We start from the raw sequence: 17,682 nt of genomic DNA, 5'->3' as shown, positions 1-17,682 counted from the left end.
TTCCTGGCCTCGCTGTCCACGAGACCGGCATCCCCGACACCGCCGCGCTCTCCGGTCCGACGCGGCCCAGCGGTGTCCGGCCCGAGGACCAATGGCCGCACGCTGAGCGAGGCCCACCCGGGCAGCCCGAAAGGTAGTCACCCTCATGCGCGGAACTCACCATCACGCGGCCCCCAGCGCACACCACACATACTTCCCGCTGTCCCCGCACGCCACGGACGGCTGCCAGCCCCATTCGTCGGAGCAGGCGCCGACGAGCGCGAGGCCCCGCCCCCGTTCGGCGTGGAGGAGGTGTGGAGTGGGTGGCCGTGGCGGCGTCGGGTCCGCGTCCCAGGCGCCGACCCGCAGCAGCCCGTGTTCCCAGCTCAGCCGCAAGGCCGCCGGACCCTTGGTGTGCTGCACGGCGTTGGCGACCAGCTCCGTGGCGAGGAGTTCGGCCATCTCCGTGAGGGCGCTGAGCCCGTGCGCCTGGAGCACGAGCCGCAGCGTGCGCCGGGCGACGCCGACGGCTCTGAGGTCGTGCGGGATGTGGAGGACGTACTCCCAGGGGGATGAGGCGTATCGGGGCATGAGTGAACTCCGTTGATGAGTCGATGAGTTGATGAGTAGAGAGGTGTGAGTCGCTACGAGGTGTCGGCGGGCAGTGGCCTGTCGCCCGGGAGGCGTCTTTTGGACGGGGCGGTGCACTTCCGTCCGACCGATCGCGTAGCGTTGCTTCTGCGTCACTGAAAGTATTTCCTAGGCTTAGGAACAAGCAAGCCGATCCCGCACTCGACACTCGAACGAGTGCTGGGCTTCGGGGAGTTGATTCAGGAGAGGTCCATGCCGCCGAAGAGGCACCTCACCGCGCGCCGGGTGCGCCTCGGCACCGAGCTGCGCAGGCTGCGGGAGGCGACGGGCATGAAAGCCCGGGAGGCCGCCGTGCTGCTGGGAGCGGACGCCGTGCAGATCAGCCAGATCGAGTCGGCGGTCGCGGGCGTCAGCGCAGGGCGCGTGCGCAAGCTCGCCTCGCACTACAACTGCGGTGACGACAAGCTGGTCCAGGCCCTCGTCGCTATGGCGACCGACCGCACGCGCGGCTGGTGGGAGGAGTACCGGGACGTACTTCCAGCGGTGTTCCTCGACGTCGCCGAGCTGGAACACCACGCCACGTATCTGCGGGAGGTGGTGATCACGCACGTCCCAGGTCTTCTGCAGACCCCCGACTACGCACGCGCGGTGTACGCGTACATGTCCCCCGGCCTGCCGCCGAGCGAACTGGAGCCGCGGGTGGAGCACCGCATGAGGCGGCGCGTGGTGATCGAGGGCGACCCTCCGACGCCGTACGAGACGACCATCCACGAGTTCGCCCTACGGGTCAGGGTGGCGGACCGCAAGGTCGCCCAGGCGCAGCTCCAGGAGATCCTCGGCCACATCGAGGAGGGCCACGCCACCGTGCGTGTGATCCCTGTCGACCAGGACGACTTCGCCGGGGCCGGAGCGTCGATGCTGTACGTGGGCGGGCCGCTGCCCCGGCTGGACACCGGCCTGCGGGACGCGCCGACCGGCACGGTGTTCGTCGATGCCGAACCGCAGTTGGAGCGGCTGCGCGCATTGCTCCGTAGGGTGGAGAGGGCGACGCTGGACCCGACGGCGTCCCGCGACTTCATCCACCGCCTGGTCAAGGAACTGTGAGGCACCGACATGCGTGAGGCCCTGCACTGGCAGAAGTCCACCTTCTCCGACGGCGGCGACGGCAACACCTGCGTAGAAGTGGCGACCGCGGCCGCGACCGGCTCCATCCACCTCCGCGAGAGCGACGCCCCCGCACAGGAGATAGCCACGACCCCCGCGGCCCTCTCCCACCTCCTCCGCACGCTCAAGGACTCCCACCGGTGACCGACATCCCCACCGACCTCACCTGGACCCGCGCGGCCCCCGAGGACGCGGAGGGCCCCGGCCCCTGGATCGAGATCGCGTTCGGCGCGGACGATCTGGTCTATCTGCGCGAGACCTCGGACCCCGCGACGGTCGTCACCACCACCCGCAAGAAGTGGGACGCCTTCGTACTCGGCGTACAAGCAGGGGAGTTCGACCACTTCGTCGCTGACCTGGCCTGAGGGAGAAGGGGGCCCGCGGTGTGGGTGATGGTGACGGCCTGCGCTGGCAGAAGTCGACGTGTTCCGGCGGGGGCGACGGCAACACCTGCGTCGAAGTGGCCACCGTCGCCGAGTCCGTCCTCCTCCACGAGAGCGCCGACCCCGCACAACAGATAGCCACCACCCCCGCCGCCCGCTCCGAGTCGTCCCCGGCGTCCGCTCAGACTTCCCACCGCACCGGCAACGCCTCCACCCCGTACACGATCGACAGCTTGCGGAACTCCAGTTCCGTCGCCGGGATGGCGAGGCGCAGGCCGGGGAAGTGGCGGGCCAGTTGGGGGAACGCGGCCCGTAGCTCCATCTTGCCGAGTTCCGCCCCGATGCAGCGGTGGATGCCGTAGCCGAACGCCAGGTGGGAGGAGGCGGGTGGGCGGTCCGGCAGGAATGCCTCCATGTCGGGGCCGAGGCGCGGGTCGCGGTCGGCCGCGCTGAGGGAGACGATCACGACGTCGCCGCCGCTGATACGGACCCCGCCGATCTCCGTGTCCTCGCGGGCGAACCTCGGGAACGCCGTCTGGACGACGGTGAGATGGCGCAGGAGTTCGTCGACGAAGGGCGCCGCGACCGCCGCCGGGTCCTCCGCGTCGCGCAGCGCGTCGAAGTGCTCGCGGTCCTGGAGCATGACGAGGGTGCCGAGGGCGAGCATGCTGGCGGTGGTCTCCAGTCCGCCGGTCAGGACGCCGTCGGCGAGGCCGGTCAGCTCCTCGTCGGTGATGGTGTCGCCGTGCTCGCGCACCAGCATGCCGAGCAGTCCCTCGCCCGGGTCGCGCCGCTGTTCGGCGACGACTCCGCGCAGGTAGTCGAGGGACTGCGACACGGCGCCGAAGGAGGCGCCCGCGCCCCCGAGGACGTCGAAGCGGGCGACCGAGAAGCGCTGGAACGCCTCCCGCTCCTCGTAGGGGACGCCCAGCAGCTCGCAGATGACCAGCGCGGGCACCGGCATCGCGAAGTGCTCGACGAAGTCGGCCGTGCCGTCCGGCGACTCGTGCGCCGCCTTCTCCAGGTGGAGCAGCTGCTCCTCGACGATGGCGTGGATGCGCGGCGTCAGACGGGAGAGGCGGCGCATCGTGAACTCGGGGGTGAGCAGGCGGCGCAGCCGCGTGTGGTCCGGCGGGTCGCAGAAGCCGAGGCCGCCCGGGTTCTGGTCGGCACCGGCCCCGCCCACGCCGACCAGGTGGCGGAAGTCGTTGCTGTACGCCTTCGCGTCGCCGAGGACCTCCTTCGCCTCGTCGTAGCCGGAGACCAGCCAGACCGTCATGCCGGGGATCGGCAGCCTGCTGACGGGTTCGCGGTCGCGCAGCGCGCCTATCTCGGGGACCGGGTCGAGGCCGTCGCGGCGCAGCGGCAGCAGCGCGGCGTCGGGCAGCTTGGCCAGCACGGACAGATCGAGGCTGCCCCCCTTCTTCCGGAGCCGGGAGAAGTAGAGACGGGTCAGCCAGGTCGCTATCGCGGAACGTACGGACATGTGCTCGCATTTCTGCGGTGGGACGGAAGGGCCTACGGGTACCTGGACGGGTACGTGGGGGCCGTGGTTCTGACGGGGCGCGGGGGTTCGCCAAGGGTACGTGCGTTCACCGGGCCGGACGGAAGAGGGGCCGTCCCCCGGATCCGGCCTGGTGCCACCCCTACCGCCGCGCGGAAATGCGGATGATGCGGGGCGCCGTCCTTTGCGACGATCGGCTCATGAGCAGCGAAGACGCCCACGCCCGCCGGCACCGTGACATCGAGGACCTCCTCGCCGAGGCCGTCGCCGAACCCACCGAGGGCTGGGACTTCTCCTGGTTCGAGGGGCGCGCCACCGAGGCCCGACCGTCCTGGGGGTATGCGCGCTCGATGGCCGAGCGGCTGGCGCGCGCGGAGGCCGCTCTCGATCTGCAGACGGGCGGTGGCGAGGTGCTGGACGAGGCGCCGGTGCTGCCGCCGCTGATCGCCGCGACGGAGGGCTGGCCGCCGAACGTCGAGAAGGCGACCCGGCGGCTGAGCCGGCGCGGTGTGGTCGTCGTCGCCTCGCCCGAGGACGCCCCGTTGCCGTTCGCGGACGCCGCCTTCGACCTCGTGACGAGCCGCCATCCGGTCGTGCCGCGGTTCGCCGAGATCGCGCGTGTTCTGCGCCCCGGTGGCACGTACTTCGCCCAGCACGTCGGCCCGGGCAGCGTGTTCGAGCTCGTCGAGTACTTCCTGGGGCCGCAGCCGGAGGAAATTCGCCGGGCCCGGGACCCGTACGCGGAGAAGGCGGCGGCGGAGGCGGCGGGTCTTCAGGTCGTGGACCTGCGGGCGGAGCGACTGCGGATGGAGTTCCATGACGTCGGCGCGGTCGTGTACTTCCTGCGCAAGGTCGTCTGGATGGTCCCGGGGTTCACCGTCGACGCGTACCGGCCGCGACTCCTCGCCCTGCACGAGCGGATCGAGCGGGAGGGGCCCTTCGTGGCGCACAGCACGCGCCACCTCATCGAGGCGCGGAAGCCGTCGGTGTAGGGCACGGGGACCGATGCGCGGGGCAACCGATTCCGCATCGTTACCGGGACACACTCGATCTTCACGTACACCTCACGTAAGTTCAGACCAACGGCAATTCGCGTGAGCAAAGCTGCGCGCCGGTACCGCGCGGTGGAGGGGGCCGCGCGGTACCGTCCGCGTCCCCCGTCCGGCGCACACCGCCCGGCGGACGTACTCCGAATGCGCCAATCCCGTCCGGACCGCGCCGCCGCTCCCGGACGCGCGTCAACCGCGCGCACCACTCGTGCGGGGGACTCCGGATCCCCCTGGCTGCCGCCGGATCGAGGGGTCCGGAGCGCCGACGACCCCGCTGAGCAGCGGCCTGAAACACGCGGCCCGCCGTCGCCGGGCGACTGCGGAGCGTAGTTGTGACACGCGGATGCGCGCGCCTGTACTTACGAAGGGTTATGGTGGGAACCCCCCCCTCGGGCCGGTCCGTCTCCCCCCCACGGACCGGCCCGTTTTTTCTCCGGGCCCTTCCCGGGCGCTCCAGGCGGCGGATCAGCCCCGGTCGGCCCAGATGTTCGTACCCGGCGTCGAGACCGCGAACGAGTCGATTTCGGTCAGCTCCTCGTCCGTGAGCTTCGGACCCGCGAGCGCCGCCACGTTCTCCTCCAGCTGCTTCACGCTGGACGCGCCGATCAGGGCCGACGTCATGCGCTCGTCGCGCAGCACCCACTGGAGCGCGAGCTGCGCGAGCGACTGGCCGCGCCGCGAGGCGATCTCGTTCAGACCGCGCAGCCGCCGCACGACGTCGTCGCTCAGCAGATCCGGGTCGAGCGACTTGCCCTGTGTGGCGCGCGAACCCTCCGGGATGCCCTTCAGGTACTTGCCCGTCAACAGGCCCTGGGCGAGCGGTGCGAAGGAGATGCAGCCCATGCCGGCCGCCTCCAGGGTGTCGAGCAGGCGGTCGTCCTCGGTCCAGCGGTTGATCATCGAGTACGACGGCTGGTGGATGAGGGCGGGCACGCCCATCTCCCTGAGCAGGCGCGCCGCTTCGGCCGTCTGCTCGCTCGTGTACGAGGAGACGCCGACGTAGAGCGCCTTGCCCTGCTGAACCGCCGATGCGAGCGCTCCCATCGTCTCCTCTAGAGGAGTCTCCGGGTCGAAGCGGTGGGAGTAGAAGATGTCGACGTGGTCGAGGCCCATCCGCTTCAGGGACGCGTCCAGCGACGACAGCAGGTACTTGCGGCTGCCCCATTCGCCGTACGGGCCGGGGTGCATGAGGTAGCCCGCCTTGGTCGAGATCACCAGCTCGTCCCGGTACGGGGCGAAGTCCTGGGCGAAGATCTTGCCGAAGTTCAGCTCGGCGGAGCCGGGCGGCGGACCGTAGTTGTTCGCCAGGTCGAAGTGGGTGACGCCCAGGTCGAACGCGCGGCGCAGGATGGCCCGCTGGGAGTCGAGCGTGCGGTCGTCACCGAAGTTGTGCCACAGGCCGAGCGAGACGGCGGGCAGCTTGAGACCGCTGCGGCCCGTGCGCCGGTACTCCATGGAGTCGTACCGGTCGCCCGCGGCGACATAGGGGGAGTTGTGGTTCATGAAGACGAAACTACGTCAGCGCGGGCCGCCGGGGTACGGGCGGAAGGGGTGCCGGGGCGGGGGTAGGCTTTCGCCCTCGGGGACCGCCGTCTGCACGGAGAGGCTGACAACACCGTGAACCTGCGCGACAGGCTGCGCCGCCTGCTGGTCGGGCTGTACGCACGCCGGGTGGAAGGCCATCTGGACCACGACCAGGTGCCCAAGCACATCGGGGTCATCATGGATGGCAACCGGCGCTGGGCCAAGGCCGCCGGCTCCACCGCCGCACAGGGCCACCAGGCGGGCGCCGCCAAGATCGAGGAGTTCCTCGGCTGGTGCAGCGAGACGGACGTCGAGGTCGTCACCCTGTGGCTGCTGTCGACGGACAACTTCGACCGGCCCCAGGAGGAGCTGGTCCCCCTCCTCGGCATCATCGAGGACACCGTCCGCTCGCTCGCCGCCGACGGCCGCTGGCGCGTGCACCACGTCGGTGCCGCCGACATCCTCCCCTCCGGCCTCCAGACGGCCCTCAAGGAGGCCGAGGAGGCCACCGCGGACCGGCCCGGGATACTGGTCAACGTGGCGATCGGCTACGGCGGCCGCCAGGAGATCGCCGACGCCGTCCGCTCGATGCTCCTCGACGCCGCCGACCGGGGCGCCTCCCTGGAGCAGGTCGCCGACGACGTCACCATCGACCTGATCGGCAAGCACCTCTACACCAGCGCCCAGCCCGACCCCGACCTCGTCATCCGCACCAGCGGCGAACAGCGCCTGTCCGGGTTCATGCTGTGGCAGACGGCGCACTCCGAGTACTACTTCTGCGACGTCTTCTGGCCCGCGTTCCGCAAGGTCGACTTCCTGCGCGCGATGCGCGACTACGCCGCCCGGCACCGCCGCTTCGGCGGCTGATCAGGCGTCACCCCGCCGTTTTACGCCCCGGACGTACGGGGCAGGCGGACAGAAGGGTCACCAGGAGTTAACGCACGCGTCGTCCTATGCCGTGGCATGGCTGCGCGTGTTCGAGGGAATAACCCCTCCAGGTCGGTGTCCGAACCACGGACACCGGTTCTCAGCGGACGGCACGGGGCCGTCCGCCCGGGAGGCCCTTTGCACCAGGACGACCGTACGGGCAGACGTACGGACGCGACTTGGAGGGCCGGCTCTCGGCCCCGCGCAGCGCGGCCGTCGACCGGCAGGTCGCTCCCGCCCTCCCGGCCCGGGATTCCCTCCGTCGCTCCCCGACCTCTTCCGAGGGGGTACGTCCTTCCGTGGTGACCAGCAACAAGCGCCACCTGTCCGACCGGCGCACCTATGTTCTCGACACCAGCGTCCTGCTGGCCGATCCGAACGCCATGACCCGCTTCGACGAGCACGAAGTGGTGCTCCCCGTCGTCGTCGTCACGGAGTTGGAGGCCAAACGGCACCACCCGGAGCTGGGGTACTTCGCCCGGCAGGCGCTGCGCCTGCTGGACGACTACCGCATCCGCTTCGGGCGGCTCGACGCCCCGATCCCCACCGGGGACCTGGGCGGCACGCTCCGCGTCGAGCTCAACCACTCCGACCCCAGCGTGCTGCCCTCGGGCTACCGCCTCGGGGACAACGACTCACGCATCCTCGCGGTCGCCCGCAATCTGCAGGCCGAGGGGTTCGACGTCACGGTCGTCTCGAAGGATCTGCCGCTCAGGATCAAGGCGTCCTCGGTCGGTCTCCTCGCCGAGGAGTACCGCGCCGAGCTCGCCATCACGGACTCCGGCTGGACCGGCATGTCCGACCTGCCGCTCCCCGCCGAGCAGGTGGACCTGCTCTTCGAGGAGGAGAGCGTCCACGTCCCCGAGGCGGCCGACCTCCCCGTGCACACGGGCCTGACGATCCACTCCGAGCGGGGCAAGGCCCTCGGCCGCGTCACGCCCGAGGGAAACGTTCGTCTCGTACGCGGCGACCGGGAGGCGTTCGGGCTCAAGGGGCGCAGCGCCGAGCAGCGGATCGCCCTCGACCTGCTCCTCGACCCGGACGTCGGCATCGTCTCGATGGGCGGCCGGGCCGGCACCGGCAAGTCCGCGCTCGCCCTGTGCGCGGGCCTGGAGGCGGTCCTTGAGCGGCGCCAGCACAAGAAGGTGATGGTCTTCCGGCCGCTGTACGCGGTCGGCGGGCAGGAGCTCGGCTATCTGCCCGGCTCCGAGGCCGAGAAGATGGGGCCGTGGGCGCAGGCCGTCTTCGACACCCTCTCGGCGGTCACCTCCCGCGAGGTCATCGAGGAGGTCACCTCGCGCGGGATGCTGGAGGTGCTGCCGCTCACCCACATCCGCGGGCGCTCGCTGCACGACGCCTTCGTGATCGTGGACGAGGCCCAATCCCTGGAGCGCAACGTCCTGTTGACGGTGTTGTCCCGGATCGGGGCGAACTCGCGCGTCGTCCTCACCCATGACGTCGCCCAGCGCGACAACCTCAGGGTCGGCCGCTACGACGGTGTCGTCGCCGTCGTCGAGAAGCTGAAGGGACACCCGCTGTTCGCGCACGTCACGCTCACGCGCTCGGAGCGGTCGCAGATCGCGGCCCTGGTGACCGAAATGCTGGAGGACGGTCAGATCTAGCCCGATAGGCCCTACTTGGCGCCGTCCGGCGAAGCCAGAGAGCTTAGCCGGGCGGCGTCTTGGTGCGCGCGCATTTCCGGAAAAGACCTGGGGCAAACGAGGTGTGACCTTTCACACCCGGCACAGAATTGCCTTGCGGCGTACGCATACGGCAGAGTCTCGGTTCCGTCAGGCCCCGCATACGACACTCGTCTACCCCCAGTGGTACTGCGTCACCGCAGCACCTGCTGCACCTGAACTTCATAGTGATCGTCGTATGCCGCCCGAGCACCACGCGGCGCTCCCCGAGCGGGAGTCGTCCACCGGGCCCGCGCCTCCCGTGACCCGTCAGTTGGGAGGCCAGTGCCAGGGGCACGATCGCGTCCGCGAGGGTCACACTTCAGCGGGCGATGCTGGAAGGAAACCGTGTGAGCCGGATCTCGGTCCGGGGATTCGCAGTGGCTTCGGCCACCGCGGTCACCACCGTCGGCGCAGTCGTGGGTGTTGCCTCGGGCAGCACCGGCCAGCCCGTCTCGAACAACGAGGCCGGGGCAGCGGTCGGCGACGCGACCCTCCTCGCGGACATCCCCGCCGGACAGCAGGCGCAGGTGCAGACCGCGTCGCTGACCCAGCAGGCGCAGACGCAGGCCATCGCGGCCGACAACGCGGCGCAGAAGACGGCGGAGGAGACGGCCCGCAAGCAGGCCGCCGAGGACGCCATCGCCAAGCAGAGGGACGCGCAGGCCGCCAAGGAGAAGAAGGAGAAGGCCGAGAAGGCCGCCGAGGAGGCGAAGAAGCGCGAGGAGGCCGAGAAGGTCGCCAGCCGCTCCGCCACCCGTGACGCCTCCAGCTTCGCGCCCCAGTCGTCGTACTCCGTCGGCCAGATCCAGGCGATGGCGCGGTCGATGGTGCCCGCGGGCCAGTTCCAGTGCTTCAGCAACATCGTGAACCACGAGTCGAGCTGGAACTACCGGGCCACCAACGCCTCCTCCGGCGCGTACGGTCTCTTCCAGGCGCTGCCCGCCTCCAAGTACTCCTCCGCGGGCTCCGACTGGCAGACCAACCCGGCCACCCAGATCAAGTGGGGCCTCAACTACATGAACGAGCGGTACCAGAGCCCCTGCGGCGCCTGGGACTTCTGGCAGGCCAACCACTGGTACTGAGCCGGCGCTCAACCTCGCCGAGCCCCTCACCGTCCTACGGTGGAGGGGCTCAGCCGTGTTCCGACGCGTATTCCGATGTACCGTCTTGATCCACAGGCTCTGGGGGGAGTGGTGAGAGCACGCGGGGGAAAGGGACGGATCATGTCGCGTGTGCCAGGCTGGCTCGAAAGGGTCGGCGCCGGAATCAGCAGAGTGGGCGAGCGCTTGGACGAGCGCCGGGCCGAGGGAGACGCCTTGTCCGCCGACGGGTCGCACGACGAGTCGCCGCACGACCAGGTGCCCCCGCCGCCCGACTACGCGCCCGCCGTGTCGGCCAGACCCGAACCCGCCGCCGCCGTGCCGTGGGGGCTGCGCGTCGCCGCCGAGGCGTCCTGGCGCCTCCTCGTGCTCGCCGGCATGGTCTGGATCCTGATGAAGATCATCGCCTCGGTGCAGCTGGTGGTCTTCGCGTTCGTCGCGGCGCTGCTCATCACCGCGCTGCTCCAGCCGACGGTCGCCCGGCTGCGCCGCCACGGCGTGCCCCGCGGCCTCGCCACCGCCCTGACCGCCGTCCTCGGCTTCGTCATCATGGGGCTCGTCGGCTGGTTCGTCGTCTGGCAGGTCCAGGAGAACATCGACAACCTCTCCAGCCAGGTCCAGGACGGCATCGACGAACTGCGCAGGTGGCTGCTGAACAGCCCCTTCCACGTCACCGAGAGCCAGATCAACGACATCGCCAAGTCGTTGCGCGACGCGATCGGCGCGAACACCGACGAGATCACCTCGGCCGGGCTCGAAGGCGTCACCGTCATCGTCGAGGCGATGACCGGCATCCTGCTCGCGATGTTCTCGACGCTGTTCCTGCTCTACGACGGCAAGCGCATCTGGGAGTGGACGCTCAAGCTGTTCCCGGCGCAGGCGCGTCCCGGCATCGCGGGGGCCGGCCCCCGGGCCTGGCGCACGCTCACCGCGTACGTCCGCGGCACGGTCATAGTGGCGCTGATCGACGCCATCTTCATCGGCCTCGGCATCTTCTTCCTCGGCGTGCCGATGGCGGTGCCGCTGGCCGTCTTCATCTTCCTGTTCGCGTTCATCCCGCTCGTCGGCGCGGTCGTCTCCGGCGCGCTCGCGGTCGTCGTGGCGCTCGTGACGCAGGGCGTGTTCACCGCGGTGATGACCCTCGTCGTCGTCCTCGCCGTGCAGCAGATCGAGGGCCACATCCTGCAGCCGTTCATCCTCGGCCGGGCGGTACGGGTGCATCCGCTGGCCGTCGTGCTCACCGTCGCCGCGGGCGGGATGGTGTCCGGGATCGGCGGGGCGGTGGTGGCGGTGCCGCTCGTCGCCGTGACCAACACGGTCGTCGTCTATCTGCGGTCGTGGTCCCAGGAGGCGGCGATGAAGCAGACGCCGGCGCCGCACGGGGCGACGGCGGTGGACGCGGCGCCTGTCGACCCGCCCCAGTCATGACATGAGATGACGAAGGGGGGCCGGATCGGATCCGGCCCCCCTTCGCTATGAGGACGTACTAGCTGAGCGCCTCTTCGGCGTCCAGGGTGACCGCGACCGCCTGGATGACGGAGGCGATCTTGAAGGCTTCCTGGACGACCTCACGGGAGACGTCCGCCTTGCGGAGCACCTGCTCGTGCGAGTCCAGGCACATGCCGCAGCCGTTGATCGCGGAGACCGCGAACGACCACAGCTCGAAGTCGACCTTGTCGACGCCCGGGTTGCCGATGACGTTCATCCGCAGGCCCGCGCGCATCGTCCCGTACTCGTTGTCCGAGAGCAGATGACGCGTGCGGTAGAAGACGTTGTTCATCGACATGATGGCGGCGGCCGACTTGGCGGCCGTGTACGCCTCAGGCGACAGGTTCGCCTTCGCCTCGGGCTCCAGCTCGCGCAGGACGCGCGGGGAGCGGGCGGCGATGGCGGTCGCCAGGACCGTGCCCCACAGCTGCTGGGCCGGGAGGTCCGAGTTGCCGATGACCGAGCCCAGGTTGAGCTTCAGGTCCTTGGCGTAGTCCGGTATGGCGGACTTCAGTTCGTCGAGAGCCATGTCAGTGCCCGTACCCTTCCGTTTCCGTCACTCGCCCGAGAGCAGCGCGACCGGGTCGAGGGTCTCGTCGCCCTTGCTCCAGTTGCAGGGGCACAGCTCGTCGGTCTGCAGGGCGTCGAGGACCCGGAGGACCTCCTTGGGGTTACGGCCCACGGAACCGGCGGTCACCATCGTGAACTGGATCTCGTTGTTCTGGTCGACGATGAAGACGGCGCGCTGCGCGAAGCCGTCCTCGCCCTCGATGCCGAGGGCACGCATCAGCTCGTGCTTGGAGTCGGCCATCATCGGGAAGGGCAGGTCGGTCAGGTCCGGGTGGTCCTTGCGCCAGGCGTGGTGCACGAACTCGGAGTCACCGGAGAAGCCGAGGATCTGGGCGTCGCGGTCGGCGAACTCCTCGTTCAGCTTGCCGAACGCGGCGATCTCGGTGGGGCACACGAAGGTGAAGTCCTTGGGCCACGCGAAGACGATCTTCCACTTGCCCTCGTAGGTCTTGTGGTTGATCTGCTCGAACTCCTGGCCCTTCTCCAGGGAGACACAGGCCGTCAGGTCGAACTCGGGGAACTTGTCACCGACAGTGAGCACACGCACTCCTTGCAGCGAGAAACCTCCCTTTTGGGGAGGTTTCCATGGGTTGGACTAGAACCCGATCGTGGCACAGAGTGCATTGATTACGGAAATAGCTAGACTCGGTCGTGTTGATCGGAGGTGGCTATCAGTGGCCGTGAGGAAGAGGACGCCGAGTCTGGCGCAACTACGGGCGTTCGGGGCGGTCGCGGAGCATCTGCACTTCCGGGACGCGGCGGCCGCGATAGGGATGAGCCAGCCCGCGCTGTCCGGGGCGGTCTCCGCGCTCGAGGAGACGCTCGGGGTGACCCTTGTCGAGCGTACGACGAGAAAAGTACTGCTCTCGCCGGCCGGGGAGCGCATCGCGGTGCGGGCGCGGGCCGTGCTCGACGAGGTCGGGGCGCTCATGGAGGAGGCCGAGGCGGTACGGGCGCCGTTCACCGGGGCGCTGCGGCTCGGGGTCATCCCGACGGTCGCGCCGTACCTGCTGCCCAGTGTCCTGCGGCTCGTCCATGAGAAGTACCCGGAACTCGACCTCCAGGTGCACGAGGAGCAGACCGCGTCGCTGGTGGAGGGGCTCACGGCCGGGCGGCTCGATCTGCTGCTGCTCGCGGTTCCGCTCGGGGTGCCGGGGGTGGTCGAACTCCCCCTCTTCGACGAGGACTTCGTGCTCGTCACCCCGCTGGACCACTGGCTGGGCGGGCGTGAGGGGATTCCGCGTGAAGCGCTGCGTGAGCTGAATCTGCTGCTGCTCGACGAAGGGCACTGCCTGCGGGACCAGGCGCTGGACATCTGCCGGGAGGCGGGGCGTTCCGACGCGCCCGTCACGACGACCGCGGCGGGGCTCGCCACGCTGGTCCAACTCGTCGCGGGCGGGCTCGGGGTGACCTTGCTGCCGCGGACCGCCGTGGCCGTCGAGACCAGCCGGAGCAGTCAGTTGCTGACCGGGTACTTCGCCGATCCCGCGCCCACACGGCGGGTCGCTCTCGCGATGCGGGTGGGGGCGGCGCGGGCCGGGGAGTACGAGGAGCTGGCCCGGGCGTTGAGAGGCGCGCTGCGGGATCTGCCGGTTCGGGTCGTTCGGGGCTGAGGTCTTTTCGGGCGGTTTTTTCGGTGCCGCTCTCGTCGTGGCTGGTCGCGCAGTTCCCCGCGCCCCTGGAGGGCGGGGCGCCGTTGGTGGGCGAGGCGGTGGGTCGGTGTGGCTCTCGCTGTGGCTGGTCGCGCAGTTCCCCGCGCCCCTGAGATGCGCACTCCGTGCGCCATCTCATGGGGGCGCCCCTGGAGGCGCGGCGGAGCCGCGGGCCTTCAGGGGCGCGGGGAACTGCGCGAGCGACCACGACGGGAGCCGCACACGGGCACCGGCCGTGACCAGCGACGGCGCTTCGTCGAGGGCGGCGCCGGGTAACCCCTACTCCGTCCGCAACCCGTCCGCCCGCATCAACCGCCAAAGCGGAGGCATGCTCAGAAGCGTCACCGCCGCGATCGCCGCCAGGCCCACTCCCGAGAGCGGGAGGAACAGGAGCCAGTCCGTGACCGGCTTGTCCACCATGCGGAGCATCAGCCAGCCGAGCAGGAGGCCGCCGGCGGAGGCGACCGCCATGCCGAGGACGACGGGGATCGCCGTCTGCCACAGGACCGACCAGGCCAGGGTCGCGCGGCGCGTGCCGTAGGCGACCAGGACGGAGAGCAGCCGCTTGCGGTCGCGGAGCTGCTCGATCTGGGAGACCAGCATCGACGCCGCGATCAACGACATCGTGAGGGCGGCCGCCGTGAACAGGCCCCGCCGGATGCTCGCGTACTCCGAGTCCCGTGCCGTCGCGCGGTACTCCCAGACGTGCATCGCCGGGTCGAGCCGGAACGCGGTGTTGCGTACGTACTCGGTCGCGTCCGGCACCGAGGGGTCGATCTGCATCTGCGCGGACGTGGAGGCGCTGTCGACCTTGGTGACGTCCAGGGCGGCCGGGGTGGCGAGGATGCCGCCGAAGCGGTCGCCGCCCGGGTCGCGCCGGGAGTCCACGAGCGGCGCGCCGGCGGGCAGCTTCCACGTACCGGTCTTGGAGTCGCCGAGGACGAGTCGGGCGCCGGGCTTGGCGACCGTCTTGAGCTCCTGGTCCTCCTCCGCGTAGTCGGACCCGGTGACGCGGAAGACGTCACCGTCCCGGCAGGACGGCAGCTTCGCCTTCTCGCGCAGGGTGGCGCAGGTGCCGATGGAGACCGTCACGACGTGCGAGTCGGAGTCGTCGGTGTCGGCGCCCTTCCTGGCGCTCGCCGCGACGGCCCACGTGTCGACGGTGCCGATCACCGACCGCACGCCCTTGGTCGCCCCGAACTCCCGGACCATCCGTTCGGCGAGTTCCCCGTCGCCGATGCCGGTGTTCGCGGCGATCTGGGCCCGCTTCGGGTCCTGCCCCGTCGTCTTGGTGAAGTCGTCGTCGATGCCGACGGTGAACATCTGCAGGGCGATGCCGCCCGCCACCGCGATGGTGATGCCCGCGACGGTGCGGCTCGCGCTGTTGCTGCTCAACTGGAGCCTGCGCACGGCGAGCTGCCACGGGGCGGGGCCGCCGCGCAGCCGCTGCACGACCGCCTCCACGATCCACGGCATGAGCAGGACGAGGCCGAGCAGCGTGAGGGTGATGCCCGCCGAGATCTGCACGACGCCCCGGGTGCCGGCCGCGTCCGCCGAACCCGACGCCAGCAGGAGCAGCACGCCGAAGACCGGTACGGGCAGCCGCCACCACAGGCGCCGGCCACGGGTGCGTCCGCTGCGGACGACGCCCAGCGGCTCGATCGCCACCGAACGCAGCGCGAACACGGTCACGGCGACCGCCGCGACGGGGACGGCGAGCAGGATCAGTACGGCGAGCGCGGGCACCGGCGTCACGTCCGAGGGGAACGCCGAGAGCCGCCAGATCTCCACCACGCCGAGCAGTTCGCGCCCGCCGAGGAAGAAGGCGATGCCGCACACGAGTCCGACCAGGGTGCCGAACAGGGCCTCGCCCGCCGCCATCCGGCGCGTCATCCGCGCGTCCGCGCCGACCAGGCGCAGCGCGGCGAGGCGCCGGTCGCGCCGCTCGCCGCCGAACCGTACGGCCGTCGCGATGAAGATGGCGACCGGTACGAGCAGGACGACGCAGGCGAGCACGATCAGCACGATGAGGATCGGGTCGAGCGGCCCGTCGTCGTAGCTCACACCGAAGCGGTCGACGCGTGAGGCGTTCTTCTCGACGAGCTTGTCGCTGCCGATGTACAGGTACTGCTCGAACGGGTCGCTCAGGCCCGCGTCGTGGATCGTTCCGACGATCCGGTACGGGTAGCGCTCCTTGAGCAGCTTGTTTCCGGGGGCGTCGAGCGTCTCCTTAAGCGTGGGCGAGACCACCATCTCGCCGGGGCCGGGCAGCTTGTCGACGCCGGGCGGCAGCGGCGGGTGCTGGCCCTCGGGCCGCACGAGGTAGCCGCCGATCGAACCGTCCCGGAAGCTGGAGGAGGCGTCCACCATGAGCATCGTGCGGTCACCGGGCTTGAGCTGCCCCTCGGTCCCGACGCCCAGCTGGCGGCCGTCGGCGCGCACGTCCCGCTGGTGCATCAGCGTCGGCACGGACGCCGCGCCGAGCAGCAGGGCCACGCCGAGACCGACGCCGAGCGCGGTCAGCAGCGTACGGATCCAGCCCTCGCGGCCGCCCGAGACGGCGAACCGCATGCCGAGGCCGAGGTCGCGCAGCCAGCCCTTGGGGCCGGAGGGCCCGGTGGCGGCGGGCGGGGCCGCGGTGTTCCTGTGGTCGTCGAGGACTGTCATCCGATGAACTCCATGTCCCGCGACTTGCCGTCCCGTACGACGATCTCGCGGTCCGAGTAGGCCGCGACCCGTGTCTCGTGCGTGACGAGGACGACGGCGGTGTTCGAGCCGCGGGCCGCGTCGGTGAGCAGCTCCATGACGCGCTCGCCGTTGAGCGAGTCGAGGGCGCCGGTCGGCTCGTCGGCGAAGAGCACACGCGGGTTCGTGACGAGGGAGCGGGCCACGGCGACGCGCTGGCCCTGGCCACCCGAGATCTCGCCGGGCCGCTTGTCCGCGAGCCCCTCGACCTCAAGGCGCTCAAGCCACTGGGCGGCCCGGCGCTCGGCCTCCTTGCGCTTGACGCCGGTCAGACGCAGCGGGAGCGCCACGTTCTCGACGCAGGTCAGTTCGGGGACGAGCTGGCCGAACTGGAAGACGAAGCCGAACTCGGTGCGGCGCAGGGCGCTGCGCTGGGCGTCGGACATCGCCGTCAGGTCGCGGCCGTCGTACGTGATCCTCCCGGAGTCCGGGGTGACGATGCCCGCGAGGCAGTGCAGGAGCGTCGACTTGCCCGAGCCCGAGGGGCCCATGACGGCGACGATCTCGCCGGGGTGGATGGTGAACGAGGCGCCGTCGAGCGCCGGGGTGGGCCCGTACGCCTTGCGCAGGTCGTGGGCGGTGAGAAGGGATCCGGCGGGGGTCATGACGGGCGCACCTCCGCGGCGAGCTTGTCGAGGCGCGCGGCGGTCAGCTCCAGCCAGCGCAGGTCGGCTTCCAGGTGGAACAGGGCGTGGTCGCAGATCAACTGATCGGCGAGGTCGCCCTTGCGCTTGCGGTCCGTGAGGATGCGCATCAGGCGCAGGTGCTCCGCGCGCTGGCTGTCGAGGATCTCGGCGGCGTCGCGCTCGGTGAGCAGCGCGAGGACCACCTTGGTGTAGAGGGTCGACTGGAGGTACGGCTCCGGCTTCTCCGGGGTCGCGAGCCACTGCCGTACGTCCGTGACGCCGGCCTCGGTGATCGCGTACCGCTTGCGCTCAGGGCCACCGCCCGGCTCTATCCCGTCGACCTCCACGAGGCCGTTCTTCAGGAGGCGGGACATGGTCGAGTAGACCTGCCCGTAGTGCAGCGGCTTGTCGTGCCCGAACGTCTCGTCGAAGGTGCGCTTGAGGTCGTAGCCGTGCCGTGGCCCGGCTTCCAGGAGCCCGAGAAGGGTGTGACCGATGGACATGCCCGCCACTGTACACGCCGTGTATACCTGGTGTGTATAGCAGCCTGGGCTGCTTCGCTGGGGGGTTTCGTTGTCGGGTGCGGCTTTCGTCGTGGCTGGTCGCGCAGTTCCCCGCGCCCCTGGAGGCTGCGGCTTCGCCGCGCCTCCTTCTGATGTCCGCGCCCCTGAGATGGCCCACGCAGTGGGCATCTCAGG

At 70.4% G+C, this 17,682-nt stretch carries 17 protein-coding genes and 1 pseudogene; 10 read left to right on the top strand and 8 right to left on the bottom strand.

Features of this window, described 5'->3' with window-relative positions:
- Positions 1 to 162: 162 nt before the first annotated feature.
- On the bottom strand, positions 163 to 570 hold the full coding sequence (locus ABZ877_RS37835; RefSeq protein ID WP_361080836.1) for an ATP-binding protein: 408 nt from the start codon (positions 568 to 570) through the stop codon (positions 163 to 165).
- Positions 571 to 822: 252 nt separating this feature from the next.
- Between ABZ877_RS37835 and ABZ877_RS37830 the strand changes: the two genes are divergently transcribed.
- The 4 genes and pseudogenes from ABZ877_RS37830 to ABZ877_RS37815 all read left to right on the top strand — a co-directional run.
- A complete protein-coding gene (locus ABZ877_RS37830; protein ID WP_361080834.1) occupies positions 823 to 1,674 on the top strand; it encodes a helix-turn-helix transcriptional regulator in 852 nt (283 codons plus the stop codon).
- Between the two features lie 9 nt (positions 1,675 to 1,683).
- Positions 1,684 to 1,878, top strand: a complete 195-nt coding sequence (locus ABZ877_RS37825) for a DUF397 domain-containing protein (RefSeq protein WP_361080832.1) — start codon at positions 1,684 to 1,686, stop codon at positions 1,876 to 1,878.
- Positions 1,875 to 2,099 (top strand): DUF397 domain-containing protein, encoded by a 225-nt coding sequence (locus ABZ877_RS37820; protein ID WP_361080830.1) that lies wholly within the window; start codon positions 1,875 to 1,877, stop codon positions 2,097 to 2,099. The genes ABZ877_RS37825 and ABZ877_RS37820 overlap by 4 nt, the downstream gene beginning before the upstream one ends.
- A 20-nt stretch (positions 2,100 to 2,119) precedes the next feature.
- Positions 2,120 to 2,260, top strand: a pseudogene (locus tag ABZ877_RS37815) (DUF397 domain-containing protein); the annotation flags it as partial.
- A gap of 38 nt (positions 2,261 to 2,298) precedes the next feature.
- Here the strand turns inward: ABZ877_RS37815 and ABZ877_RS37810 are convergent.
- Positions 2,299 to 3,603, bottom strand: coding sequence for a cytochrome P450 (locus tag ABZ877_RS37810; RefSeq protein ID WP_361080828.1), 1,305 nt, complete (start codon positions 3,601 to 3,603; stop codon positions 2,299 to 2,301).
- Positions 3,604 to 3,821: 218 nt separating this feature from the next.
- On the opposite strand from ABZ877_RS37810, the gene ABZ877_RS37805 reads away from it, so the two are divergent.
- The gene (locus ABZ877_RS37805; RefSeq protein ID WP_361080826.1) at positions 3,822 to 4,613 is read left to right on the top strand and encodes a class I SAM-dependent methyltransferase; all 792 of its coding nucleotides are present in this window, start codon (positions 3,822 to 3,824) and stop codon (positions 4,611 to 4,613) included.
- A gap of 522 nt (positions 4,614 to 5,135) precedes the next feature.
- On the opposite strand, the gene mgrA is transcribed toward ABZ877_RS37805, so the two are convergent.
- Positions 5,136 to 6,173 carry an L-glyceraldehyde 3-phosphate reductase gene (mgrA, locus tag ABZ877_RS37800; RefSeq protein WP_361080824.1) on the bottom strand — a complete coding sequence of 346 codons (1,038 nt, stop codon included), beginning with the start codon at positions 6,171 to 6,173 and terminating at the stop codon, positions 5,136 to 5,138.
- A gap of 114 nt (positions 6,174 to 6,287) precedes the next feature.
- Here mgrA and ABZ877_RS37795 point away from each other — a divergent pair, with 114 nt between their 5' ends.
- From ABZ877_RS37795 to ABZ877_RS37780, 4 genes are all read left to right on the top strand, one after another.
- Positions 6,288 to 7,061 (top strand): isoprenyl transferase, encoded by a 774-nt coding sequence (locus ABZ877_RS37795; protein WP_361080822.1) that lies wholly within the window; start codon positions 6,288 to 6,290, stop codon positions 7,059 to 7,061.
- 359 nt (positions 7,062 to 7,420) lie between these two features.
- Positions 7,421 to 8,743 carry a PhoH family protein gene (locus tag ABZ877_RS37790; RefSeq protein ID WP_361080820.1) on the top strand — a complete coding sequence of 441 codons (1,323 nt, stop codon included), beginning with the start codon at positions 7,421 to 7,423 and terminating at the stop codon, positions 8,741 to 8,743.
- A gap of 389 nt (positions 8,744 to 9,132) precedes the next feature.
- Complete coding sequence (locus ABZ877_RS37785; protein ID WP_361080818.1) at positions 9,133 to 9,885, top strand: transglycosylase SLT domain-containing protein; 753 nt, start codon at positions 9,133 to 9,135, stop codon at positions 9,883 to 9,885.
- A 141-nt stretch (positions 9,886 to 10,026) separates the two neighbouring features.
- Positions 10,027 to 11,331, top strand: a complete 1,305-nt coding sequence (locus tag ABZ877_RS37780; protein WP_361080816.1) for an AI-2E family transporter — start codon at positions 10,027 to 10,029, stop codon at positions 11,329 to 11,331.
- Between the two features lie 58 nt (positions 11,332 to 11,389).
- Here ABZ877_RS37780 and ABZ877_RS37775 read toward each other — a convergent pair whose 3' ends face one another.
- Positions 11,390 to 11,920, bottom strand: a complete 531-nt coding sequence (locus ABZ877_RS37775) for an alkyl hydroperoxide reductase (RefSeq protein ID WP_361080814.1) — start codon at positions 11,918 to 11,920, stop codon at positions 11,390 to 11,392.
- Between the two features lie 27 nt (positions 11,921 to 11,947).
- Complete coding sequence (locus ABZ877_RS37770; RefSeq protein ID WP_361080812.1) at positions 11,948 to 12,502, bottom strand: peroxiredoxin; 555 nt, start codon at positions 12,500 to 12,502, stop codon at positions 11,948 to 11,950.
- 133 nt (positions 12,503 to 12,635) lie between these two features.
- Between ABZ877_RS37770 and ABZ877_RS37765 the strand changes: the two genes are divergently transcribed.
- Positions 12,636 to 13,574, top strand: coding sequence for a LysR substrate-binding domain-containing protein (locus ABZ877_RS37765; RefSeq protein WP_361080810.1), 939 nt, complete (start codon positions 12,636 to 12,638; stop codon positions 13,572 to 13,574).
- Between the two features lie 318 nt (positions 13,575 to 13,892).
- On the opposite strand, the gene ABZ877_RS37760 is transcribed toward ABZ877_RS37765, so the two are convergent.
- The 3 genes from ABZ877_RS37760 to ABZ877_RS37750 are packed head-to-tail and all read right to left on the bottom strand — an operon-like array spanning position 13,893 to position 17,487.
- A complete protein-coding gene (locus ABZ877_RS37760) occupies positions 13,893 to 16,280 on the bottom strand; it encodes an FtsX-like permease family protein (protein ID WP_361080808.1) in 2,388 nt (795 codons plus the stop codon).
- Positions 16,277 to 16,963: an ABC transporter ATP-binding protein gene (locus ABZ877_RS37755; RefSeq protein WP_361080806.1), complete on the bottom strand. Its 687-nt coding sequence runs from the start codon at positions 16,961 to 16,963 to the stop codon at positions 16,277 to 16,279. Before ABZ877_RS37755 ends, ABZ877_RS37760 begins: the two co-directional genes overlap by 4 nt.
- Positions 16,960 to 17,487, bottom strand: coding sequence for a PadR family transcriptional regulator (locus ABZ877_RS37750; protein ID WP_361080805.1), 528 nt, complete (start codon positions 17,485 to 17,487; stop codon positions 16,960 to 16,962). Before ABZ877_RS37750 ends, ABZ877_RS37755 begins: the two co-directional genes overlap by 4 nt.
- Between the last annotated feature and the right edge of the window lie 195 nt (positions 17,488 to 17,682).

The organism is Streptomyces sp. NPDC046939, from assembly GCF_040644575.1.
In the GTDB taxonomy this organism is placed as follows: Bacteria; Actinomycetota; Actinomycetes; order Streptomycetales; family Streptomycetaceae; genus Streptomyces.
This window is presented reverse-complemented; position numbering and strand designations above follow the sequence as displayed.

Excerpts from the sequence above, each read along its gene's own strand:
- ABZ877_RS37835 (WP_361080836.1), bottom strand. The coding sequence starts at position 570 with ATGCCCCGATACGCCTCATCCCCCTGGGAGTACGTCCTCCACATCCCG.
- ABZ877_RS37830 (WP_361080834.1), top strand. The coding sequence starts at position 823 with ATGCCGCCGAAGAGGCACCTCACCGCGCGCCGGGTGCGCCTCGGCACC.
- ABZ877_RS37825 (WP_361080832.1), top strand. The coding sequence starts at position 1,684 with ATGCGTGAGGCCCTGCACTGGCAGAAGTCCACCTTCTCCGACGGCGGC.
- ABZ877_RS37810 (WP_361080828.1), bottom strand. The coding sequence starts at position 3,603 with ATGTCCGTACGTTCCGCGATAGCGACCTGGCTGACCCGTCTCTACTTC.
- ABZ877_RS37805 (WP_361080826.1), top strand. The coding sequence starts at position 3,822 with ATGAGCAGCGAAGACGCCCACGCCCGCCGGCACCGTGACATCGAGGAC.
- mgrA (WP_361080824.1), bottom strand. The coding sequence starts at position 6,173 with ATGAACCACAACTCCCCCTATGTCGCCGCGGGCGACCGGTACGACTCC.
- ABZ877_RS37785 (WP_361080818.1), top strand. The coding sequence starts at position 9,133 with ATGCTGGAAGGAAACCGTGTGAGCCGGATCTCGGTCCGGGGATTCGCA.
- ABZ877_RS37780 (WP_361080816.1), top strand. The coding sequence starts at position 10,027 with ATGTCGCGTGTGCCAGGCTGGCTCGAAAGGGTCGGCGCCGGAATCAGC.
- ABZ877_RS37775 (WP_361080814.1), bottom strand. The coding sequence starts at position 11,920 with ATGGCTCTCGACGAACTGAAGTCCGCCATACCGGACTACGCCAAGGAC.
- ABZ877_RS37760 (WP_361080808.1), bottom strand. The coding sequence starts at position 16,280 with ATGACAGTCCTCGACGACCACAGGAACACCGCGGCCCCGCCCGCCGCC.
- ABZ877_RS37755 (WP_361080806.1), bottom strand. The coding sequence starts at position 16,963 with ATGACCCCCGCCGGATCCCTTCTCACCGCCCACGACCTGCGCAAGGCG.
- ABZ877_RS37750 (WP_361080805.1), bottom strand. The coding sequence starts at position 17,487 with ATGTCCATCGGTCACACCCTTCTCGGGCTCCTGGAAGCCGGGCCACGG.